17 protein-coding genes and 2 riboswitches are annotated in these 18225 nt (G+C 47.6%); of the genes, 1 reads left to right on the top strand and 16 read right to left on the bottom strand.

What is annotated here, in order from left to right:
* Positions 1–4 precede the first annotated feature (4 nt).
* Positions 5–259 carry a hypothetical protein gene (locus tag ACX4JR_RS06500; RefSeq protein ID WP_476060207.1) on the top strand — a complete coding sequence of 85 codons (255 nt, stop codon included), beginning with the start codon at positions 5–7 and terminating at the stop codon, positions 257–259.
* Between the two features lie 579 nt (positions 260–838).
* Here the strand turns inward: ACX4JR_RS06500 and ACX4JR_RS06495 are convergent.
* The 16 genes from ACX4JR_RS06495 to ACX4JR_RS06420 form a co-directional block, all read right to left on the bottom strand.
* Positions 839–1219 carry a response regulator gene (locus tag ACX4JR_RS06495; protein ID WP_476060206.1) on the bottom strand — a complete coding sequence of 127 codons (381 nt, stop codon included), beginning with the start codon at positions 1217–1219 and terminating at the stop codon, positions 839–841.
* A 10-nt stretch (positions 1220–1229) separates the two neighbouring features.
* Positions 1230–2357 (bottom strand): methyl-accepting chemotaxis protein, encoded by a 1128-nt coding sequence (locus ACX4JR_RS06490; protein WP_476060205.1) that lies wholly within the window; start codon positions 2355–2357, stop codon positions 1230–1232.
* 55 nt (positions 2358–2412) lie between these two features.
* Positions 2413–2685 carry an STAS domain-containing protein gene (locus ACX4JR_RS06485; protein ID WP_476060204.1) on the bottom strand — a complete coding sequence of 91 codons (273 nt, stop codon included), beginning with the start codon at positions 2683–2685 and terminating at the stop codon, positions 2413–2415.
* Positions 2675–5092, bottom strand: a complete 2418-nt coding sequence (locus ACX4JR_RS06480; RefSeq protein WP_476060203.1) for a chemotaxis protein CheA — start codon at positions 5090–5092, stop codon at positions 2675–2677. Before ACX4JR_RS06480 ends, ACX4JR_RS06485 begins: the two co-directional genes overlap by 11 nt.
* A complete protein-coding gene (locus tag ACX4JR_RS06475) occupies positions 5085–5471 on the bottom strand; it encodes a response regulator (protein ID WP_476060202.1) in 387 nt (128 codons plus the stop codon). The genes ACX4JR_RS06480 and ACX4JR_RS06475 overlap by 8 nt, the downstream gene beginning before the upstream one ends.
* Positions 5472–5481: 10 nt before the next feature.
* Entirely contained in the window at positions 5482–6312 is an 831-nt protein-coding gene (locus ACX4JR_RS06470; protein WP_476060201.1) for a CheR family methyltransferase, read from the bottom strand.
* An 18-nt stretch (positions 6313–6330) separates the two neighbouring features.
* Complete coding sequence (locus ACX4JR_RS06465; protein ID WP_476060200.1) at positions 6331–6903, bottom strand: HEAT repeat domain-containing protein; 573 nt, start codon at positions 6901–6903, stop codon at positions 6331–6333.
* Between the two features lie 15 nt (positions 6904–6918).
* Complete coding sequence (locus ACX4JR_RS06460) at positions 6919–7992, bottom strand: protein-glutamate methylesterase/protein-glutamine glutaminase (RefSeq protein WP_476060199.1); 1074 nt, start codon at positions 7990–7992, stop codon at positions 6919–6921.
* A gap of 19 nt (positions 7993–8011) precedes the next feature.
* Complete coding sequence (locus ACX4JR_RS06455; protein WP_476060198.1) at positions 8012–9496, bottom strand: chemotaxis protein CheW; 1485 nt, start codon at positions 9494–9496, stop codon at positions 8012–8014.
* A 12-nt stretch (positions 9497–9508) separates the two neighbouring features.
* Entirely contained in the window at positions 9509–11455 is a 1947-nt protein-coding gene (locus ACX4JR_RS06450) for a methyl-accepting chemotaxis protein (protein WP_476060197.1), read from the bottom strand.
* A 158-nt stretch (positions 11456–11613) separates the two neighbouring features.
* Positions 11614–11698, bottom strand: a riboswitch (cyclic di-GMP riboswitch).
* A gap of 91 nt (positions 11699–11789) precedes the next feature.
* On the bottom strand, positions 11790–13700 hold the full coding sequence (locus tag ACX4JR_RS06445) for a methyl-accepting chemotaxis protein (protein WP_476060196.1): 1911 nt from the start codon (positions 13698–13700) through the stop codon (positions 11790–11792).
* A 62-nt stretch (positions 13701–13762) separates the two neighbouring features.
* Entirely contained in the window at positions 13763–14179 is a 417-nt protein-coding gene (locus tag ACX4JR_RS06440; protein ID WP_476060195.1) for a chemotaxis protein CheW, read from the bottom strand.
* A 180-nt stretch (positions 14180–14359) separates the two neighbouring features.
* Positions 14360–14444, bottom strand: a riboswitch (cyclic di-GMP riboswitch).
* Positions 14445–14597: 153 nt separating this feature from the next.
* Positions 14598–15455 carry an aminotransferase class IV gene (locus ACX4JR_RS06435; protein WP_476060194.1) on the bottom strand — a complete coding sequence of 286 codons (858 nt, stop codon included), beginning with the start codon at positions 15453–15455 and terminating at the stop codon, positions 14598–14600.
* A gap of 15 nt (positions 15456–15470) precedes the next feature.
* Positions 15471–16874, bottom strand: a complete 1404-nt coding sequence (pabB, locus tag ACX4JR_RS06430; RefSeq protein WP_476060193.1) for an aminodeoxychorismate synthase, component I — start codon at positions 16872–16874, stop codon at positions 15471–15473.
* A complete protein-coding gene (locus ACX4JR_RS06425) occupies positions 16843–17451 on the bottom strand; it encodes an anthranilate synthase component II (protein WP_476060192.1) in 609 nt (202 codons plus the stop codon). The genes pabB and ACX4JR_RS06425 overlap by 32 nt, the downstream gene beginning before the upstream one ends.
* 201 nt (positions 17452–17652) lie before the next feature.
* Positions 17653–18213 carry an NUDIX domain-containing protein gene (locus tag ACX4JR_RS06420; protein ID WP_476060191.1) on the bottom strand — a complete coding sequence of 187 codons (561 nt, stop codon included), beginning with the start codon at positions 18211–18213 and terminating at the stop codon, positions 17653–17655.
* Positions 18214–18225: the final 12 nt, after the last annotated feature.

Here is an 18225-nt window from a genome sequence, read left to right as displayed (position 1 = left end):
GGTATTGGCTTATAACCTGCTCAATTGGTTTAAAACGGCGCTTATACCCGGAAAACACAAACACCGTGAAGCACTTACTTTAAGACGTTTACTGATTAACGTGCCGGGTAATGTTATGACTCTTGCAACCAGTCCTTTAACTTATTGCATGAAAATAATAATTGAAATACTTCAGGCAATAAAAAGGGGGAAAGTGGAGGGCGAAATGATTATGCTTGAGAAAAAGGGAAAAGGTGGAGAGCGAAATGATTATGCTTGAGAAAAAGAGAAAAGATAAAGAGCGAGGCGATAACGCTTGGATGGTAAATAATTCTTTTTTATCAATTTTTTTACAATAATTAAAACATTTACCCCCCCCCCCCCCGAGGGGACACGCGAACACATGTTCCACCGTGCATTGCTGTTATTTACCGCGACCGTCCTCTTTAACACGCTTCTGAACTGCCCCCCGCGTTAATTTTTTAAAATTTCCTGCTTTTTTATTACCAAAAACCGAACCAATAAAAGGATAGCTATTGTCCAAATTTTACCAAAACTTACTGTCCCGCGTCAAGGTATTGTTATTCACTCATAAAAAGGAGCTAAGCGGCGGAGAGCAACAGAGAGGGTATCCATTTGCCCGGACCACGGTTACCCCCCCTGTTGCTTTCCAGCAAAGCCTGCCGGTGCACTGAACTATAAGTCGGGGGAAATTGTCCCCGGGTTACTGGCGAAGAATAACCGGAAAGGAAATACCACAGTGGTAACTGTCATACCCATAATCCACAAAGAAAATTTGAGCTTGGAATTCAGTACTCCTCGCACCTGAATGTAACTTTTTCGGCTGCTAATGTTAGCCTTACACACCCACCTTTTTCAACACCGCTAACAGTTGTTCAGGCTTAAACGGCTTTACTATCCAGGCCGTGGCACCGGCTTTTCGACCTTCTTCCTTCTTTGCAGCCTGCGCTTCTGTTGTAAGCATGATAATAGGAGTAAACTTGCAAGCCTTTTTTTGCCGCACTGCCTTGATAAAACTTATCCCGTCCATGATTGGCATGTTCAAATCGGTAATAATAGCATCTACCTTGCCTATTTTGTCCAAAACAGCCAAACCTGCTTTACCATTTTGCGCTTGCTCCACCTGATAACCGGCATTTTCTAAAACAATTTTTATACTCATCAACATTGTTAATGAATCATCGACGGTTAAAATGGTCCTGCCCAATACAAACACCATCCTTGTTTAGTTAAAACAGTTCTACATTATCACCCAGTTCCTCATCTACTTTCCCCACACGGGTCGTATCCAGAAGCTTTTCACCGGTCACTTGTTGGTGTACCCGCCGCTCACTGGCGGTGGTATAAAGCTTTGCCAGCTTATCCATTATTTGTGCTTGCTCTTTCAAAGCCTCTCCGCTTTGCAACGCCAGCGCCAGATGCTGGAGTTCCTGATTGCATTCCTCAACTATCTTCAAAACATGACCCAGTTCCTGGGCAACCATATCCTGAAACTGGAGATTAAAAACTGTGTTCTCCACCTGCCGGGCCAGGTCGGTTACATTAGCAACCAGAGTGGTAGACGCCTCATGAATGGTTTTTGTTGCCTCGGTCATTCTTTCATGTGTTTTATACACCTGCTCCCTGATATGCTGTATGACACTGGTTGAATCGTTGATTGTGTCGATTGTATCCATGACACTTGCAGTCATCTTTTCTACGTGACTGTAAATATCCATATTCTGTTTATCCATTTCATCAAGGGTACTTTTAGTCAGTTCTGCCAGCTTACCTACTTCCCGGGCCACAATGGCAAATCCCTGCCCGTGTTCGCCGGCACGAGCCGCTTCAATGGAAGCATTGAGTGCCAGCAATTGGGAACGATCGGCAATATCTCTCAACTTACCGGTCAACGCGGATTGTTTTTCCCGCCAGTATGCTCCATCCTGGATAAATTTTTCCTGCGCTGATCTGATATCATCATTTAGTTTTTTTAAATCGTTCATTAAGTCATGCATGGTTTGCTGGTTTTCCCTCAATAACTGCGATATCAAGCTTTGCTTGTTTTCCTGGCTTAAATATTCCTCTAAAATACGTAGACCTTCCTGGGCGTTTTCCCTGGCAGTCGAACAGATGCCGGCAATTTTGTTGCCTAACTGCAGCACTGACTCTTCGGTAGTAGCCACCACCGTCTGAATATTGCCCAGTGCCACAGGTAACACCTGGCCGATTTGTTGAATAATGTTAACCGCACCGCGGGCAACAGCATCACTTGCCTCCTTGCTGGAGTAATATTTTTTTCGTAGCTGATAGTATTTATATCCTATCCCTCCGGCAATAAGCCAACCTAAACCCGCCGTCAACCAGTAAAGTTCCAAAACACATCACCGTTCCTAGCCGAATATTCTGCAATTCTAAAATTCTGTCAATAAACTAATTTGTTTTGAACCCCAGGAGTTCCAGGCGTTCCACGACCTGATTATCACGGGGCCAGATTATTTCCAGTCCGGTATATGCTTGCCGCATAGCCCATAATACTTGCAATGCAGCCATATCAAACCCGGTTAAATTTTTCATATCCAGCACCACTTGACGTTCAGGCCGGCAACATATATCAGCGGTAAACTCTTTCACCTGGGTGATATCAAAACGATCTGCCAGCTGTACTACCAGGCGATCTTCATTACTTTCAAAACTATACCCCATCCTTTACTCCCCCCGTTTGAGTCAGTTCATGTGGGTTCAATACCAATAAAACATTTCCGTCACCTAAAACGGCTGCTCCGGCAAAAATAGCAATTTCCGCCAGTTCGCCTTCAAGGGGTTTTAAAATGATGTCCTGTTCGCCCAGCAAGTCATGTACTGCTAACCCCACACCTGTATTCATCACCACAATATAGATTTCCTCATCAGTACCGGTATCGGCATCAGCATCAGTACTTATAATTTTATGCCGGGCGAGCAAGCTGCCCGCGTCAAATAGGGGTACCAATTCATTACGAAGCACGGTAACCGGCTGTCCCTTCATTGTTTTTATCTGAGATGTGTTGAGTTTTACCGTTTCCCGAACTGCATCCAGAGGTAAACCATATGACTGTCCGGAAACTTTCACCAGCAGAACTTTTGACGTGACCATGGTCAGCGGTAATTCCAGCCGAATACAGGTACCTACACCCGGCTCACTATAAACCCGCACCTTTCCGTTTACCTGACGCAGCGATGTGGCCACCACATCCATCCCTACCCCCCTGCCGGAAAAATCGGATACCTCTTCACTGGTGCTAAAACCGGGCATAAAAATGAAATTTAACGCCTCTTCATCGCTAACGGACACTGCCTCTTCAGGTGTTAATAAATTTTTTTTCACCGCCATGGCCCTGACCCTGTCCGGAGAAATACCCCGGCCGTCATCCTCTACTTCTACAATTACCCGGTCACCTTCCCGATAGGAACGCAAGGTTACAGTAGCAGGTACAGGCTTCCCCAAATTCTGTCGTTCTTCCGGAGGTTCCACTCCATGATCCAGAGCATTGCGCACCAAATGAACCATTGGTTCGTTTAAAACCTGGATGATATTCTTGTCCAATTGGGTTTCCTCACCGGAGGTTACCAGCCGCACCGATTTTCCCAGCGAGCGCGAAATATCTCGCACCAATCTGGGCATTTTTTGGAATATGTACGATATGGGCATTAACCGCACGTCAAGCATGGTATCTTGCATATCCCGGGCTATACGATCCAAAATATTATATTTTTCTTTCATTTCCCGGGCTAGCTCGACCAGGCCATGTTCTATTTCCAGTTTTTTAACCAGATAGGGGAAGGCGTTTTTGGCCACAACTAACTCACCGACCAGTGAAAACAGGCGGTCTAATTTTTCCTGTTCTACTTTAATGGGCTGGTTTATACCGCTTTCCAACGTCTTCTCTCCGTTCCTGCCGCCAGGAGAACCGCCGCCCGGCGAAGAGAACATGTTTTTCCTGTCATTAGCGGAAGCTGTACTTGCCATGGAATCAATTTCCGCATTACGGGCAGTTTCTATGCCCGACAAATCCTGCTCGTCACTTTCAGCCAGCAAATTTACCAGGCGCGCCAAAAAATCTTGAAATTCCTTATGTTTAACCGGCAGGTCGGGCAACTGTTCAATTAACCACTGCCACTGGTACTTTTGGGCCGCCCGGTGAAGAATTTTAGTTATGTGTTGTGCCCGCCAATCCCGATCTTCGTCCGTTTCAGCAGCATCCAGGGCCGTCTGTTGCTGTTCCAGAAATTCTTTAAGCATTTTCCTTTCTTTGCTCGACAGGTCGGCCAGGGTGTTAGCAACTTTAACTGCAGTCGATTGTTCCACTTCTCCCACAACTGCTACCCGGAGGTAATTTTCAGGGGATTCCACAAATTGAAATACCTCTTCCACCCGGGCCGGTTCTGCTGTGCTGGCTAAATAGACATTTATGCCCAGGTAACAGAGTTCCGCGTCCATTTCGCACAGGGGAGGAAGTCCGCTATCATCAATTTGCAGATAAATTATTTGTCCCAACTCCATCAACTGGTCAATAAGTAAAAGCGGGTCTGTACCGGTATAAAAAATGCCGGCATCGGGCATAAAGCAGATCTGATATATATTAAGTCCCTGTTCTCCTGCAACAGAAATATTTTTTTGCACATTTTCCGGCAGGGCAGCCAGAGCATCTTTATCTACATCCCGCAAGATATGGGTAGCTTCTGAGGCACCGTCGGAAACTGAAGGCAGGTACTCCCGAATCATTTTTATTAGCTGGCGATAATCTACAGTGGGTGCCTGCCCGCCGGCAGCTGCCTCCACCAGTTCCTTCACCCCATCAAAACCATTCAGTAAAACATCTGCCAATTCCGAATCATAAATTATCTGACCGTCACGCAGCGCGCCAAGAACATCTTCCAACGCATGAGTCAATTTCTGGACTTCAGTCAGTCCGGCAATTCCCGCGGATCCTTTGAGTGTATGGGCGACACGAAAAATTTCGTCCAATACTTTTACATCTGCCGGGTTTTCTTCCAGGTATAACAATCCTTGACTTATATTTTCAAGATATTCTCTGGCTTCCTGGACAAATGTGGCAAGCAAATTAATCACAATCACCCCCGCTTCCGGCTGCAAAAATCTTTGCCCAAAAGGCAAGTGATTCCGGATGTAAGGGCTTGGTCAGATAAATTGTCGCCCCGGCCACCAGACCGGCCCGGATATCCTGCTCACCTGTTTCGGTGGAAACAACCAGGATCGGTGTGTCTACATATTCCTCTCTCTGGCGTAGCTGCTTGAGCAAACTGACTCCGTCCAGCTTGGGCATATTAATATCAATCACCAGCAGGTGGTAAATATCCAGGAGGGTCTTTTCCAGAGCTTCGTAACCGTTTACTGATTGTTCCACTTCAAAGCCCGCTTCCTGCAGGATATGAGAGTGATATCCTCGCACCGTCAATGAATCATCCACCACCAATGCTTTTAAAACCACCAGTCACCACCTACTTTTGGTATATTATAGCATTTTTTAGCCTTAGCATTTTAAAAACAGTGGTTATCCGGCTCATAGATTCCGAGTGACCAAGGAATACGTATCCACCTTCGACAAGCGCTGCATAAAAGTACAGAGCTACTTCCCGGCGAGAATTATCGTCAAAATAAATTAAGACATTACGACAAAATATAACATCAAAATTCTTCATGCGCTCCATGGCGGCACTATCAAGCAAATTAAGCTGATAAAATTTAACATAGCTTCCTATATGAGAGGACAACTCATACATTTGCCCGCACCGGCGAAAATACTTATTCATGTATTCATGCGGTACATCTTTGACCGAGCGTTGACTGTACAGTCTTGTTTTGGCTCTATCCAGTACGTCAGTATTAATATCAGTGGCATGAATTTCAAATGTAACCGGTGCGGATACTACCCCTCCCGTCATCTCCTTCAGAATAATGGCCAGTGTATATGGCTCTTCGCCTGTAGAACAGCCTGCCGACCAGATTTTCAGCTTGATCGGCATCTGACCCTGTGCTTCCTTTTTTTTTAGGATACTCGGAATAACTTCTTCAGCAAAGCATTTCAGCTGGGGATACTCACGAAAAAAGTATGTCTCGTTTACCGTCAGCGCATTAATCAGTTCCTGCCACTCGTTGTTTGAACTATCAAAACGCAAAAACAAAAAATAATTTTGAAAGCTTTGGTGCCCGGTGGCAGCCATACGATCATGCACCCGTTTTTCCACATAATATTGTTTATTATCCTCAAAAAAAATACCTGATTTTCGATAAATGTAATCTCTTAGTTTGATAAACTCGGCGAAAGTCACTTTATACCACCTGCTCTTCTACAACATGTGACCTATTTTTTTTAATGCTTCGGCTACAGCATAGTGAAGAAAAGGATCTTGGAAACGCCGACCGGCATCCTCAAGACACCTGACATCTGTTACCCGGCTGCCCATTTCTCCCAAATATTCCACTGCTGCCGCCACTACATTGACATCGGAATCATTACTGACAACCTCTTGTAATAGCGAAATGGCCTTCCTGTATTTGGCCTCTCCCAGCACATTAACAGCAAAAAGACGCAGGTCGGGGTCGGAAGATTGCAAAAGATCCCTGACAACATCAAATGCGGTTTCGCCCAGTCCCTGCAAGATTTCAACAGCTGCATTTCTCACCCAGGCATCGGTGCTCTCCAGCAGTTGAACCACTGCTTCCGCCACTTGCGGCGTATTTATCCGAATCAGCGCAGCTACCGCCGCCTCCTGAACCAAACGGCTATGTTCATGCGTTAACAAATCAATCAGGGCATTAATTGCCATCTCGTCCCCCTGCTGCTCCAGATGGCGAAGAGCCGCCAGACGTTCCTTTTCATTACCCTCTTTCAATTTGGTGACCAGAACGTCAGTATTCATTTAGCGCACCTCCGGCTAGACCTGCTTTAAAGCTTCCACAATGCACTCGGCTATCTGATATGAAGGTACAAGGTGTTGAACACCGCCCCGCAAATAAGCTTCCCGGGGCATCCCCCATACCACTGCCGTTTCTTCCGATTCTGCTATGGTCACCCCGCCGCCCCGGCGTATTTGCACCATCATATCCGCCCCGTCGTCGCCCAGGCCGGTAAGCAGCACGGCCACCAGGCGATCCGGTCCCAATGCTTTACAGAAGGATTCCATGGTTACATTGACAGAAGGCATAAAAAGCAAATCTTTCGGTTCCCGGGAAAGAAACAATTTGACCCTCTTGTTAACCTGAAACCGGCTTACTTTAAGATGATAACCTCCCCTGGCTACATATATTACTCCCTGCTCCAGCACATCACCGTTGGCAGCCTCCTTGACCCTTAACCGGCAGTACTGGTTTAACCTTTGCGCAAAGGGGGCCGTAAATCCTGCCGGCATGTGCTGGACAACCACCACCGGAGCCGGAAAATCAGGCGGCAGGAGTGGTAAAATATCCATCAGCGTGCTGGGCCCCCCTGTGGAAACCCCTATGATTACAACTTTTTCTATATTTACGGGCACCGTACCGGTTTTTATCGGAACGTCTTTTTTCTCCCGGACAACTCTTTTTCGTTCCGACCGGAATTGGCCAGGGCGGCGGCTTCTAGCCGCCGCCCTCACCTTGGCTTTAATTTCCTCTTTTATCTTAAATATTTCTTGAGAAACAGTACCGTCGGGTTTGGATATAAAGTCCACCGCCCCAAGTTCCAGGGCTTCAAAGGTGGCCAGCGCCCCTTTCTGGGTAAGTGATGACAGCATTACCACCGGGCAGGGAGCCTGCGCCATAATATACTGTAACGCTGTTATCCCGTCCATGCGGGGCATATTGATATCCATGGTGATAACCTGCGGTTTTAGTGAAATGGCCTTCTCCACCGCTTCCTGGCCGTCCCTGGCGGTATCCAGTACTGTCATATCAGGCTCTTCATTAATGATTTGCTTTATATACTTGCGCATCAAAGCCGAATCATCCACCACAAGTACCCCGATTTTCCCCATCCTTGGTACACCACCTGTTCTAATTCATATCGGAAGCACCGTTATCATCTGCCAGGATTACTTTGGCCATATCTAAAATAATCACCATCCGTTGACCCCCGGCAAGTTTTCCTACTCCCTTGATAAAGGCCGTGTCAACACGCGTATCGAGCATCTCGGGCACCGGTTCGATATCGGTACAACTTATTTTCACTACTTCCCGCACCGAATCCACAATCAACCCTGTGCGCTGACCGTCCAGGTTTATTACTACAATGCGCGACTGTTCATCACGACTACACTGCGATAGTTTAAATTTTTTTCGCAAGTCGATAACAGGTATAATGGCGCCCCGAATGTTAATTACTCCCTCTACATAATTGGGCGCCTTAGGAACCCTGACCACCTGAGGTACGCGAATGATTTCCTGCACCTGAGTTATACTGACGGCAAATTCCTCATTATCCAGCCAGAATGTAACCAGCTGTTCTTCGTCATCCGGTTGCACGGTATTTTGTATTTCTTGTTCAGATTCAACGTTCTGAGAAGTAAACTCTACCATTTCCTCCAGCGAGAAAAGACGGGCAGGATCCACTATATAAACCAGATTCTGATTCTTACTTTTGCAAACTCCAGTAATTTCACTTGTTTTTTGGGTACGCAGCAGATCAGGTACAGGGGCAACGGCGTCGGAGGAAATGCGCAGCACCTCGTTTACCGCATCCACGGCCAAACCAACGGTAAGAGTTTGCCCGGAATGTTTGATTTTGACTACGACTATCCGGGACCTTTCATCAAAATCGGACTGTTCCAGACCGTACAAACGACGAATGTTAATAATAGGCAAAATACGGTTGCGTAGACTGAACAAACCGTCGACATAGTCCGGTGCGTTGGGCACCCGGTTGATTACTGAAGGCACATGTACAATCTCCTGTACATGTGTAATGGGTATGGCATAATCCTCCCGAGCTACACGAAAGTTTACAAATTGCTCTATTTTTTCTGTTGCCTGATTTTCGGTTATCTGGGAGCTTCGGCGACTATTTTCCTCCATCCCCGACCGTCCCCCATTGTTGTTTATAATGTTCTTTTCTGCCTGACTAAACAGATAAGCAGGGTCAATAATCATTACTAAACGCTGCCCGTTATTTAGCTTGGCTACACCTTTTAAAAAATTTTTTTGATAGTCTTTTTCGGCAGTAATTTCCTCTATCTCTTCGGCATTAACTGTTATCACCTCGGATACCCTGTCTACTACACAGCCCAGTTTGTATCCATGAAAGTCCAGTACCGCTACGCGGGTTGCATCTGTATGATCCTTGCGGGGCAGGCCAAACTTCTCCCGGCCGTTGATGATCGTCAGGATATTGCTGCGCAAATTGGCCAACCCTTCAACATGGGCAGGAGCCTTCGGTAGGTGTACAATTCGGGGCATGCGGATGATTTCCTGCACGTAATCTATTTCAATACCGTAGTTTTCCTGTCCGAGATAGAAGGTGACCAGTTGATTGGTTACAGTCATTGCTTTCTCCCCCTAACCTTGCTGTAGTTGATCGGCTAGGGCAGCAATTTCCTCAATGGCGCGGGTCAGTTCACGGGCACCGGCAGCCTGCTGTCTGGCGGCGGATGCAGCCTGTTCCGTAGCCGCCGCGGCTTCATGGGCGGCTGCGGAAATCTGTTCCACTGCTTTCTTGGCCTGTTCTATGGCCGCCTGGTTGTCGGCTGCATTTTCAGCAATTTCCTTCGCACCGTTTAATATAACTTTCATTTCCGCCTCAATTTGCTCCAAACCAGATATGGTTTTCCTGGCTTTTTCCACTTCCTGCCGGGCATCGTTGGCCACCTGTTCTACATCACGCAGCACAGTTATTATTTGATCTTGAATTGCTTTTACCATATCCTTGATTTGCTCGGCGTTACGCGCACTGTCCTGGGCCAGGTTGCGAATATCCGAGGCTACCACGGCAAATCCTCTTCCGTACTCACCTGCACGGGCCGCTTCAATGGCGCCGCTTACGGCCAACATATTTGTTTGTATGCCCACACTAACAATAGTATCCACAATTTTATCAATTTGCCTGGCACTAACATCCAATTCTTTTAATTTTTTCAGGTTTTCAAGGTTGGCTTCCAGTGCCGCACTGATACCGGCTATTAAATCATCCGTATTAACCTTATTCTTTGCCAGTAAATCCGACAGGTTGGTGACTTTTTGCAGGGAAACCTCGGCTTTCTCAGCTATTTCGGTTAACTGCTGTTCTACCTTATTAGAAATAGAGGCAGACTCTTCACAGGACTTGGATTGTCTCTCGGCACCCTGAGCGGCCATGTTCAGGGCAGACATAATTTCACTGGCAGAGCGTTCAACCTGCTCAATGGCCGCGGAAAGCTCTTCCGCAGCGGCCGCCAGCCCCTCTGAAGACTTGCTGATATCGGTGGACGATCTTAATTCCTCTGCCATTTCTGCCAGCTCAACCGCGCTGGAACCAATATCCTCCAGGGCCTTAACCTGCTGTTCCACCACGCCGGATATTTCCTGGGAGGCCTGGGATTGTTCCTCGGCCGCTTTAGCAATATTAGCTGCACCTTGCTGAAAAATTTTGACGCTCTGCAGAGATTCATTGGATAAACTGTTTATTTCCTCCGCTGCGCTTACCACATCATTCATGTCTTCGCCAATCTGCACCAGGTCTTGCGAGATTGCCTGGCCTTTTTCCGACTGCTGCCGGACTGCATCGGCAGTGCCGTTAATATCTTTGGCAATAGCATTAACATCCTGCTGAATATTGCTCACCAGCTCGCGAATATCATTGGCGGCCTTTTCCGAGATTTCGGCCAGCGTCCGCACCTCATCGGCCACCACGGCAAACCCCTTTCCGTGTTCACCGGCCCTGGCCGCCTCAATAGCCGCGTTAAGCGCTAAAAGATTTGTCTGGTCGGCTATCTTAACCACTGTACTGATTATGTTGCCTATCTCTTCTGCCTGGTTTTCCAGTTCACCGACCAGCCTGGCCGACTCGGCGTTTGACTGGGCTGCAATATTAACACTATTTACTATTTCTCCTATATCAGCCGAAGTTGCCCTGACAACATTTTGGATGGCCTTTCCACGCTCAAGGGCTGTGCTTGCATTTCTTGCAGCCACCTCGACACCCCTGGTTATCTGGCTAATGGCAGCCAGTGATTCCTGGGCCGCACTGCTTGACTCTTCTGCCCCCGAAGCAATCTGTTCAACAGCAGACCGCAGTTCCTCCACCGCACTTGTGGATTCCTCTACACTGGATGATAACTCTTCAGTGGCAGCAGCAAGTCTTTCAGCAATTTGTTGCTGTTTGGCAAATGTGCGGGCCTGTCTGCGCTGGGCCTCCAGTTTTTTTGCCAGTTCTTTTTTGTTCATCTCTGCTTCCCGAATTTTGCTATCGTACCTCTTGCCGAGGTCGTCCTGCGGCGGAGGTGCCAGTGTCTTACCGCTCCCAGTCATCGTTAATCCCTCCTAAATTAATTTTTATTATAAATTAATTTTTATTAAAAGCATTAGTTTTAACATTAGTTTTAATCTTAGACTGATTAAAAGCACTCTTCTTACAAAAAATTACAAAAAAGGGGCCCCGCTACCCGGACCGCCCCACAAGCAACCTTATAAGCAGCCTGGCAGCCATAGCTCAAAAGCCTTAGGCCCAAAGCTTTGCGTCCCGACCTTTCGACCGGTTTGCCCGTTTTGATTCGACAATTTTCGCTTCCTTTTTTTCTTGATTATACCATATTTATGCATAAAAAACAAAGGAAACGTCACCCGCTGTGAAGCATTATATCTATCATGAGTTCGTGGTTTCGACCTCACCGCTGCCCTCATAACCATTTAATTCTATTACCGGAGCTACTCTAGTTCTAGAGTTGTCCACCTTAAATTTGGCTACAGTATTTTGCAGCTTACCGGCAATGTTGGCCAGCTCCTGGGCCGCACTGGATACCTGCTGGATGGTAGACGTAATCTGTTCATGAGACGCCGAAAGCTGCTGTGTGCCTTCAGCAGCCTGCCTGGAGCCGGCAGCCAGATCCTTGATCACAGCCGTGTTCCTTTCCACCGCCTTAATAATCTGCTCCAGGGCGGCACCGGCGTTATTGGCCACTTGAACTCCTTCGTCTACTTCCGCCACGCTGTTGTCAATGGCCGTTACGGCTTCCTTAACCCCAACCTGTATTTTTTCAATCAAGCCCGTTATTTCGCTTGCTGCTTCGGCAGACTGCTCGGCCAGTTTTCGAACTTCTTCAGCCACCACGGCAAATCCTCTGCCGTGTTCCCCGGCCCGGGCCGCCTCGATGGCAGCGTTTAAAGCCAAAAGATTGGTCTGGTCCGCTATATTGGTAATGGTATTGATAATTTGCCCGATTTGGTTAGACTGCTCCCCGAGATTCTTGATGGCCGCGGCAACGGTCTGGGATGACTGGGAAATGGAATTAATTTTTTCCACGGTTTCCTGCACGGCCCGGTTGCCTTCCTCCGCCACTTGCCGTACCTGCTCGGATTCTTCAGCTGCGGCTTCTGCACTTTCCGCCCCCTGGCTGGAGGTGGCCGCAACTTCGTTGGTGGTGCTGGCCACTTCTTCCACGGCAGCGCTCACTTCTTCGCTGGAGGAGGCCAGTTCCTGGCTGTAAGAAGCCAGTTTATCGGAATTATCTTGAATATCGGCAATCATGGTTTTTAGATTATCCACCATTTTCTGAAATGCTCCTGCCAGAAAACCGATTTCGTCCTTACTCTTGCCGGTCACGTCTACCTTCTTTGTTAAGTCTCCCCGGGCAACGGCTTCAGCTGTTTGACTCAGCTTTATTATGGGTTTGGATATGTAGTTGGCAATGAGCAGGGCGATGCCTAGCATGATAAGCATGGCAATTAGGGTTACCGAAAGGTTAGCATTACGGATAGTTCCCAGGGGTGCCAGTACGTCTGCTATGTCTGCTGTCTGAGCAATAGACCAACCGGTTGTTTCCACCCGGGCAAAGGCCAGCATTTTTTCGCTACCCTGATAGGCATAAGTCCCGTAACCCTTTTTTTCCTCAGTCATGCGACGAACCAATTCCGTTAAGCGGCTGTCACCGGCACTGGCGAGTTTTTTATTACCCACCCATTTGTTATCGGGATGAACAATGGTAGTCATGTCCGAGTTTTGTATGAATCCGTACCCGTACCCGCTTATCTTCATTTCTTTAACCAGTTCTTGCAAGTAGCCCAATGCAACACAAACACCCACTAATCCACTTGGTGTTGTTTCATTCCCCTTATATGTTGGGGCTACCACTACGATAATATCGTTACCCGTGGCTTTACTTACTATAGGATCAGAGACAACAGGTTTGCCTGTTTCCATAAGTTCCTTAAAATAGTCTCTGTCTGCAATATTGAAAGTTGTGTCGTTTGTCCCTGCGCTGTCACCATTCCTGTCGGAGGCATAAAGTAATTCAAATTCATTATGCTTTTTCTGCACACGTTTTAAAAGCGGCAGGTATTGTTCCGGATCACCACTCTTGACAGCTTCAGTTTCAGCCAAATCTTCAACTTCTTTTATGATACCTTCCAGCCACTTGTCCACAATTTGGGCATTATACTCGGCATTATTGGCCGCCGCTTTCGATAATTCTTCTTTAAGAATATTTGACGCTTTCCCGTAATTCAGGTAGGAAACGGCCCCCAATGCCACAACTGTGGTAACGACAATTATAAGCATTAATTTTAACCTTAGACTATTCAAAAAGCACCATCCTTTCAATAGGTTGTAAACTATATAAATTAATCCAGTATCTTATCCGGGGCTAAAAGTAAAATTATATTATCTTGCTGGTGGATAATGCCATCAATAAACTGGTACCCGGTATTCATTGATTCCGGCTCTTCTAATTCATTTTCGGAGTACTGGGTTACCGAAAAAACATTATCAACAATTAAACCAATTTTTACTTTATCCTTTTCTAAGACTATAATTCGAGAATCCTTATCTAACTCGCTCTCCTCCAGACCAAGGCGTAAACTTAAGCTCATAACAGGAATAACCGAACCCCTGAGGTTTATTATCCCTTTGTAATAATGTTCCATATTTGGAACTCTGGTTACTTCCATTACCCGAATAATTTCTGATACATTACTTACGGGCAACGCGTATTGCTGATTATTTAACCCGAAAACAACTATCTGGTTGTTTGCAGTCAAGCAACTTCCCTCCCAAAATACTAAGGTAACATTCCGTATAAGTTTCTTGTTACATTTTTTTACAAAAGATTGAATTTGCCGTAGACACTAAAAACCTCCACCTCCTTTCAGAAAGTCAAAAGTAACGAAAAAAGCGGCCATACTGCTCGTGACCGCTTAAAACTAACCTTTAAAAATTATTTAAGCAGCCTGGCAGCCATAGCTTAAAAGCCTTAGGCCCACAGCTTTGCGTCCCGGCCTTTCAACCGGTTTGCCCGGTTTTTAATTCTATAATTTACCTTTCCTCTTTTACCCTAAAGATACTATATTCTACATATCTTGTCCTGCACAGATTTAAAATTCAAAATTTTCTGACTAAATCCAAATTTATTATAATCCCGCGTTTCAAGAATTGTAAAACGTCCGTCGCAACCACATGCTATTCCAGGCTGTTCTCCAACAACCAGTTATATTCTTCTATCACCTTTTGCGTCAAGGAACCGGGCCTGCCATTACCAATTTTACGCCCGCCAACATTAACCAGCGGCATAACGCCCATCAATGAATTGGTTAAAAAGGCTTCCTCCGCCTTTTCCAGCTCTTCCGGCAGTACCGGGCGCTCCTCTACCCCGATACCTATTTGACAGGCCAGCTCCACCACTACGCCTCTGACCGTTCCCGGAAGCAAGCCTGAATCAACATGGGGCGTCACCAGCTTTCCATTGAACACCAGAAAAAGATTGCTCACCGTCCCTTCGCACAGGCAGCCGGCATTATTCAAGAATAATCCTTCATCCCACCCCCGCCGGGCCGCCTCCCGGCGTCCCAGGATGTTTTCCAGGTAATTAAGGGTTTTTAAGCGAACTAAGGGAGACCTTTCATTGCGCCGGGTCTTTAAAAAGCCTGCCTTGAAACCTTCCCGGTAAAATTTTTCCTGGTAGGGCTCGCCGGGGCGCACCGTAACAATAACGTTTCCCCCTCCCTCGCCTGCGAATTCGCCCGGCAGCGGCCCTGCCGTAACGGTGAGGCGCAAACTGCCGTTTTCCAGCCGGTTGGCTTCAATGGTATCCTCGAGCATGGCCGCCAATCTCTTTTTGCCGCCGGCAATTTGCAAGCCTATTTCTGCTGCGGAATTTACCAGCCTGTCCAGGTGTTTATCCAGGAAAACCGGCTGCCCGCCCAGCACGCGCATGGTTTCAAAAAGCCCGTACCCGTACAAAAAGCCCCGGTCTGTAACCGAAATCACTGCATTCTCGCGGCTTACAATCTCACCGTTAACACAGATATACTTTCCCACTTTTTTTTACCCCCCTCATTGCGGCCTGTCCAGGCCAAGGGCCCTCATCATGGCCCTGGCCTTGTCCAGGGTTTCTTCATATTCGGCAGCAGGATCCGAGTCGGCGGTAATCCCGCCCCCTACTTGAAAGTAAAGCTTGTTCTCTTTAATAATAATAGTGCGAATAACTATGTTTAAGTCGGCGCAGCCGTCAAAACCTATATAACCTATGGACCCGGTATATATTCCCCTGCGCACCGGCTCCAGTTCCTCGATTATTTCCATGGCCCGTATCTTGGGGGCACCGGTTATGGAGCCTCCCGGAAAAGCTGCTTTCAACAAGTCCACCACGTCCTTGTCTTCCGGCAGCTCTCCTCCCACCGTTGAAACCAGGTGAAATACCGTAGCGTATTCCTCCAGGCGCACCAATTCCGGAACCCGCACCGAGCCCACCCGGCACACCCGCCCCAGGTCGTTGCGCTCCAGGTCGACTATCATCATTAATTCGGCCCTGTCTTTTTCACTGTGCCAAAGTTCCTCCCTTAACATTTTATCCTGCTCCGGAGTTTTACCCCGGGGCCTGGTACCCTTGATGGGCCGGGTTTCCACTTTACCGCCTTCTACTTTTAAGAACCGTTCCGGGGAAGCACATACTACCTTGAACTGGCCGAAATTTAGATATGCCGCAAAGGGGGCCGGGTTGATTTCCCGTAATTTGCAATAAAGTACCCACGGATCGCCTTGAAAGCCCACTGAAAAGCGCTGGGACAGGTTGGCCTGGAAAATGTCCCCGGCGTAAATATAATCAATTACTTTCTGAACAGCCTGCATGTATTCTTCCCTGGTGAAGTGGCCTTCCAGGATTCCGTGATCCAGGTTCCCCATATAGTTTTCCGCCCGGCGGGCTAATAATGCCTCCATCTCATCCAGCCGGGCCCGGGCCCTGGCCACTGCCCGCTCTCCCCTCTCGGGAAGGCCGCTGGAAATAAGATGCACTGCCCCCTGCCGGTGGTCGATTACGGCAATAACATCATAAAACCCCAGGCAGCAATCGGGTGTTTTCAGGTCATCCTCGGCCCGCGCAGGTAATTTTTCCAGGTACCGGCCGAGGTCATAGCTAAAATAACCTACAGCCCCCCCGTTAAAGGGAAAGCCGGTATTGGCGGGCGGCATGGCAAGCTCCTTCATCAGGCGCTGCAGCTCATCTAAGGGCCGGCCCCTGTATTGGCTCATTTTCCCGTCACGCATCACCCTGACCAGGCCGTCCTTGGCCTCAAATACTATAAAGGGAAGTGCGCCGATGAAAGAGTGGTAGCCCAGGCCGCGCACTTCCATCCCGGTATCCAGCAAAAAACTATGGGGCAAATTCCTTAAGGCGCTGTACAGCAAAGGCCCGTCGGCCTTCAGGTCAACTTGCCTTACCAGGGGTAATGTTTCCAACCCACTCACCTCCGCGTAAAGAAAGAAAATTGGCCAGCAGCTTTTTCCCCTCCCCGGTCAATATGGATTCCGGGTGAAATTGAACGCCCTCCACGGTAAAGCACCGGTGCCTTATACCCATCAATTCCCCGTCACCGGTGAATGATGTCGGCTGGAGGATATCCGGCAATCTCTCTTTATCCACCACCAGGGAATGATAGCGGGCAGCCAATAAGGGAGTGGATAGGCCCCGGTAAACCCCTTTGCCGTCGTGCCAGATATTTGAAGTCTTTCCGTGCATGGGGCGGCGGGCCCTTGTTACTCTGCCGCCAAAGGCCTGCCCTATGGACTGGTGCCCCAGGCACACACCCAAAATAGGAATTTTCCCTGCGAACTCCTGTACCACCTCCACGGAAATACCGGCTTCGCTGGGGGTGCAGGGGCCGGGCGATAAAATAATATGGTCCGGCTTCATTTCTTCAATTTCCCCCAGTGTTATCCTGTCATTGCGGAAAACTTCCACCTCCGCCCCCAGCTCAGCAAGAAACTGGAACAGGTTGTAAACAAAGGAATCGTAATTATCCAGAAGCAATACCATTCATCCTACCTCCAGACATTCCCAGGCAGTTTTTACCAATAAAAAAGACCAGTACAAACGTACTGGTCCTCACCCCAAATCTCCGAGTCGTCTCGTCTTTTTCTCAGCTCAACTCGCCTGGCTCAACTCAGCTTTCAGTTGTACGCTTTCAGTTTATTATAGTTCAGAATCCTCTGTCAATAGTTTCAAGAGATATCCAAATCATTTGTCAAATAGTTCAAAAACATTATTTTCAGGCCGCAGGCGATTCCTTTCAACATCCCTCTTTATTTGATTAATAACCAAATGGTCAGTGGGAAAGGCAAGGGGCGGCAAGCTATCCAGCTCAAAATAATTCACAACGTCCAGTTCATCGCTCGCCTTTAAATCACCGCCCACTACCCGGGCCAGAAACCACACCCCCACCGTGTGTTTTTTCGGGTCGTGAAAATTGGAATGCACGGAATACACCCTAACCAGCTCAACATCTAAATTTGTTTCTTCCTTGAATTCCCGCACAGCCGCCTCGTGAACATCTTCCTCATACTCTACATACCCGCAAGGTATGCACCACAGTCCCTTATATTTACCCCTGGCCCGCCTTCCCAAAAGAATACGTTTTTTTTCGTCTATGACTATGCAAGCCACTCCCACGATGGGGTTTTCATAAAATATGTAAGTACATGACGTACAGGTAAGCCTGTACCGTCCGTTATAATTTTTATAACTTAATTTTCCACCGCACATGGGACAGAAAAAAAAGCGCTGACCTGCTTTTACCATTCCGCTTATACC

The sequence above is a fragment of the Desulfofundulus sp. JL263-se genome (assembly GCF_056316025.1).
The sequence above is the reverse complement of the archived record's forward strand: the minus strand, read 5'-3'. Positions and strand labels throughout refer to the sequence as shown.

Coding starts and splice junctions, on each gene's coding strand:
- ACX4JR_RS06495 (WP_476060206.1), bottom strand. CDS start 1,219: ATGGTGTTTGTATTGGGCAGGACCATTTTAACCGTCGATGATTCATTA.
- ACX4JR_RS06485 (WP_476060204.1), bottom strand. CDS start 2,685: ATGGGGTATAGTTTTGAAAGTAATGAAGATCGCCTGGTAGTACAGCTG.
- ACX4JR_RS06465 (WP_476060200.1), bottom strand. CDS start 6,903: ATGAATACTGACGTTCTGGTCACCAAATTGAAAGAGGGTAATGAAAAG.
- ACX4JR_RS06460 (WP_476060199.1), bottom strand. CDS start 7,992: ATGGGGAAAATCGGGGTACTTGTGGTGGATGATTCGGCTTTGATGCGC.
- ACX4JR_RS06455 (WP_476060198.1), bottom strand. CDS start 9,496: ATGACTGTAACCAATCAACTGGTCACCTTCTATCTCGGACAGGAAAAC.
- ACX4JR_RS06450 (WP_476060197.1), bottom strand. CDS start 11,455: ATGACTGGGAGCGGTAAGACACTGGCACCTCCGCCGCAGGACGACCTC.
- ACX4JR_RS06445 (WP_476060196.1), bottom strand. CDS start 13,700: ATGCTTATAATTGTCGTTACCACAGTTGTGGCATTGGGGGCCGTTTCC.
- ACX4JR_RS06425 (WP_476060192.1), bottom strand. CDS start 17,451: ATGGTATTGCTTCTGGATAATTACGATTCCTTTGTTTACAACCTGTTC.
- ACX4JR_RS06420 (WP_476060191.1), bottom strand. CDS start 18,213: ATGGTAAAAGCAGGTCAGCGCTTTTTTTTCTGTCCCATGTGCGGTGGA.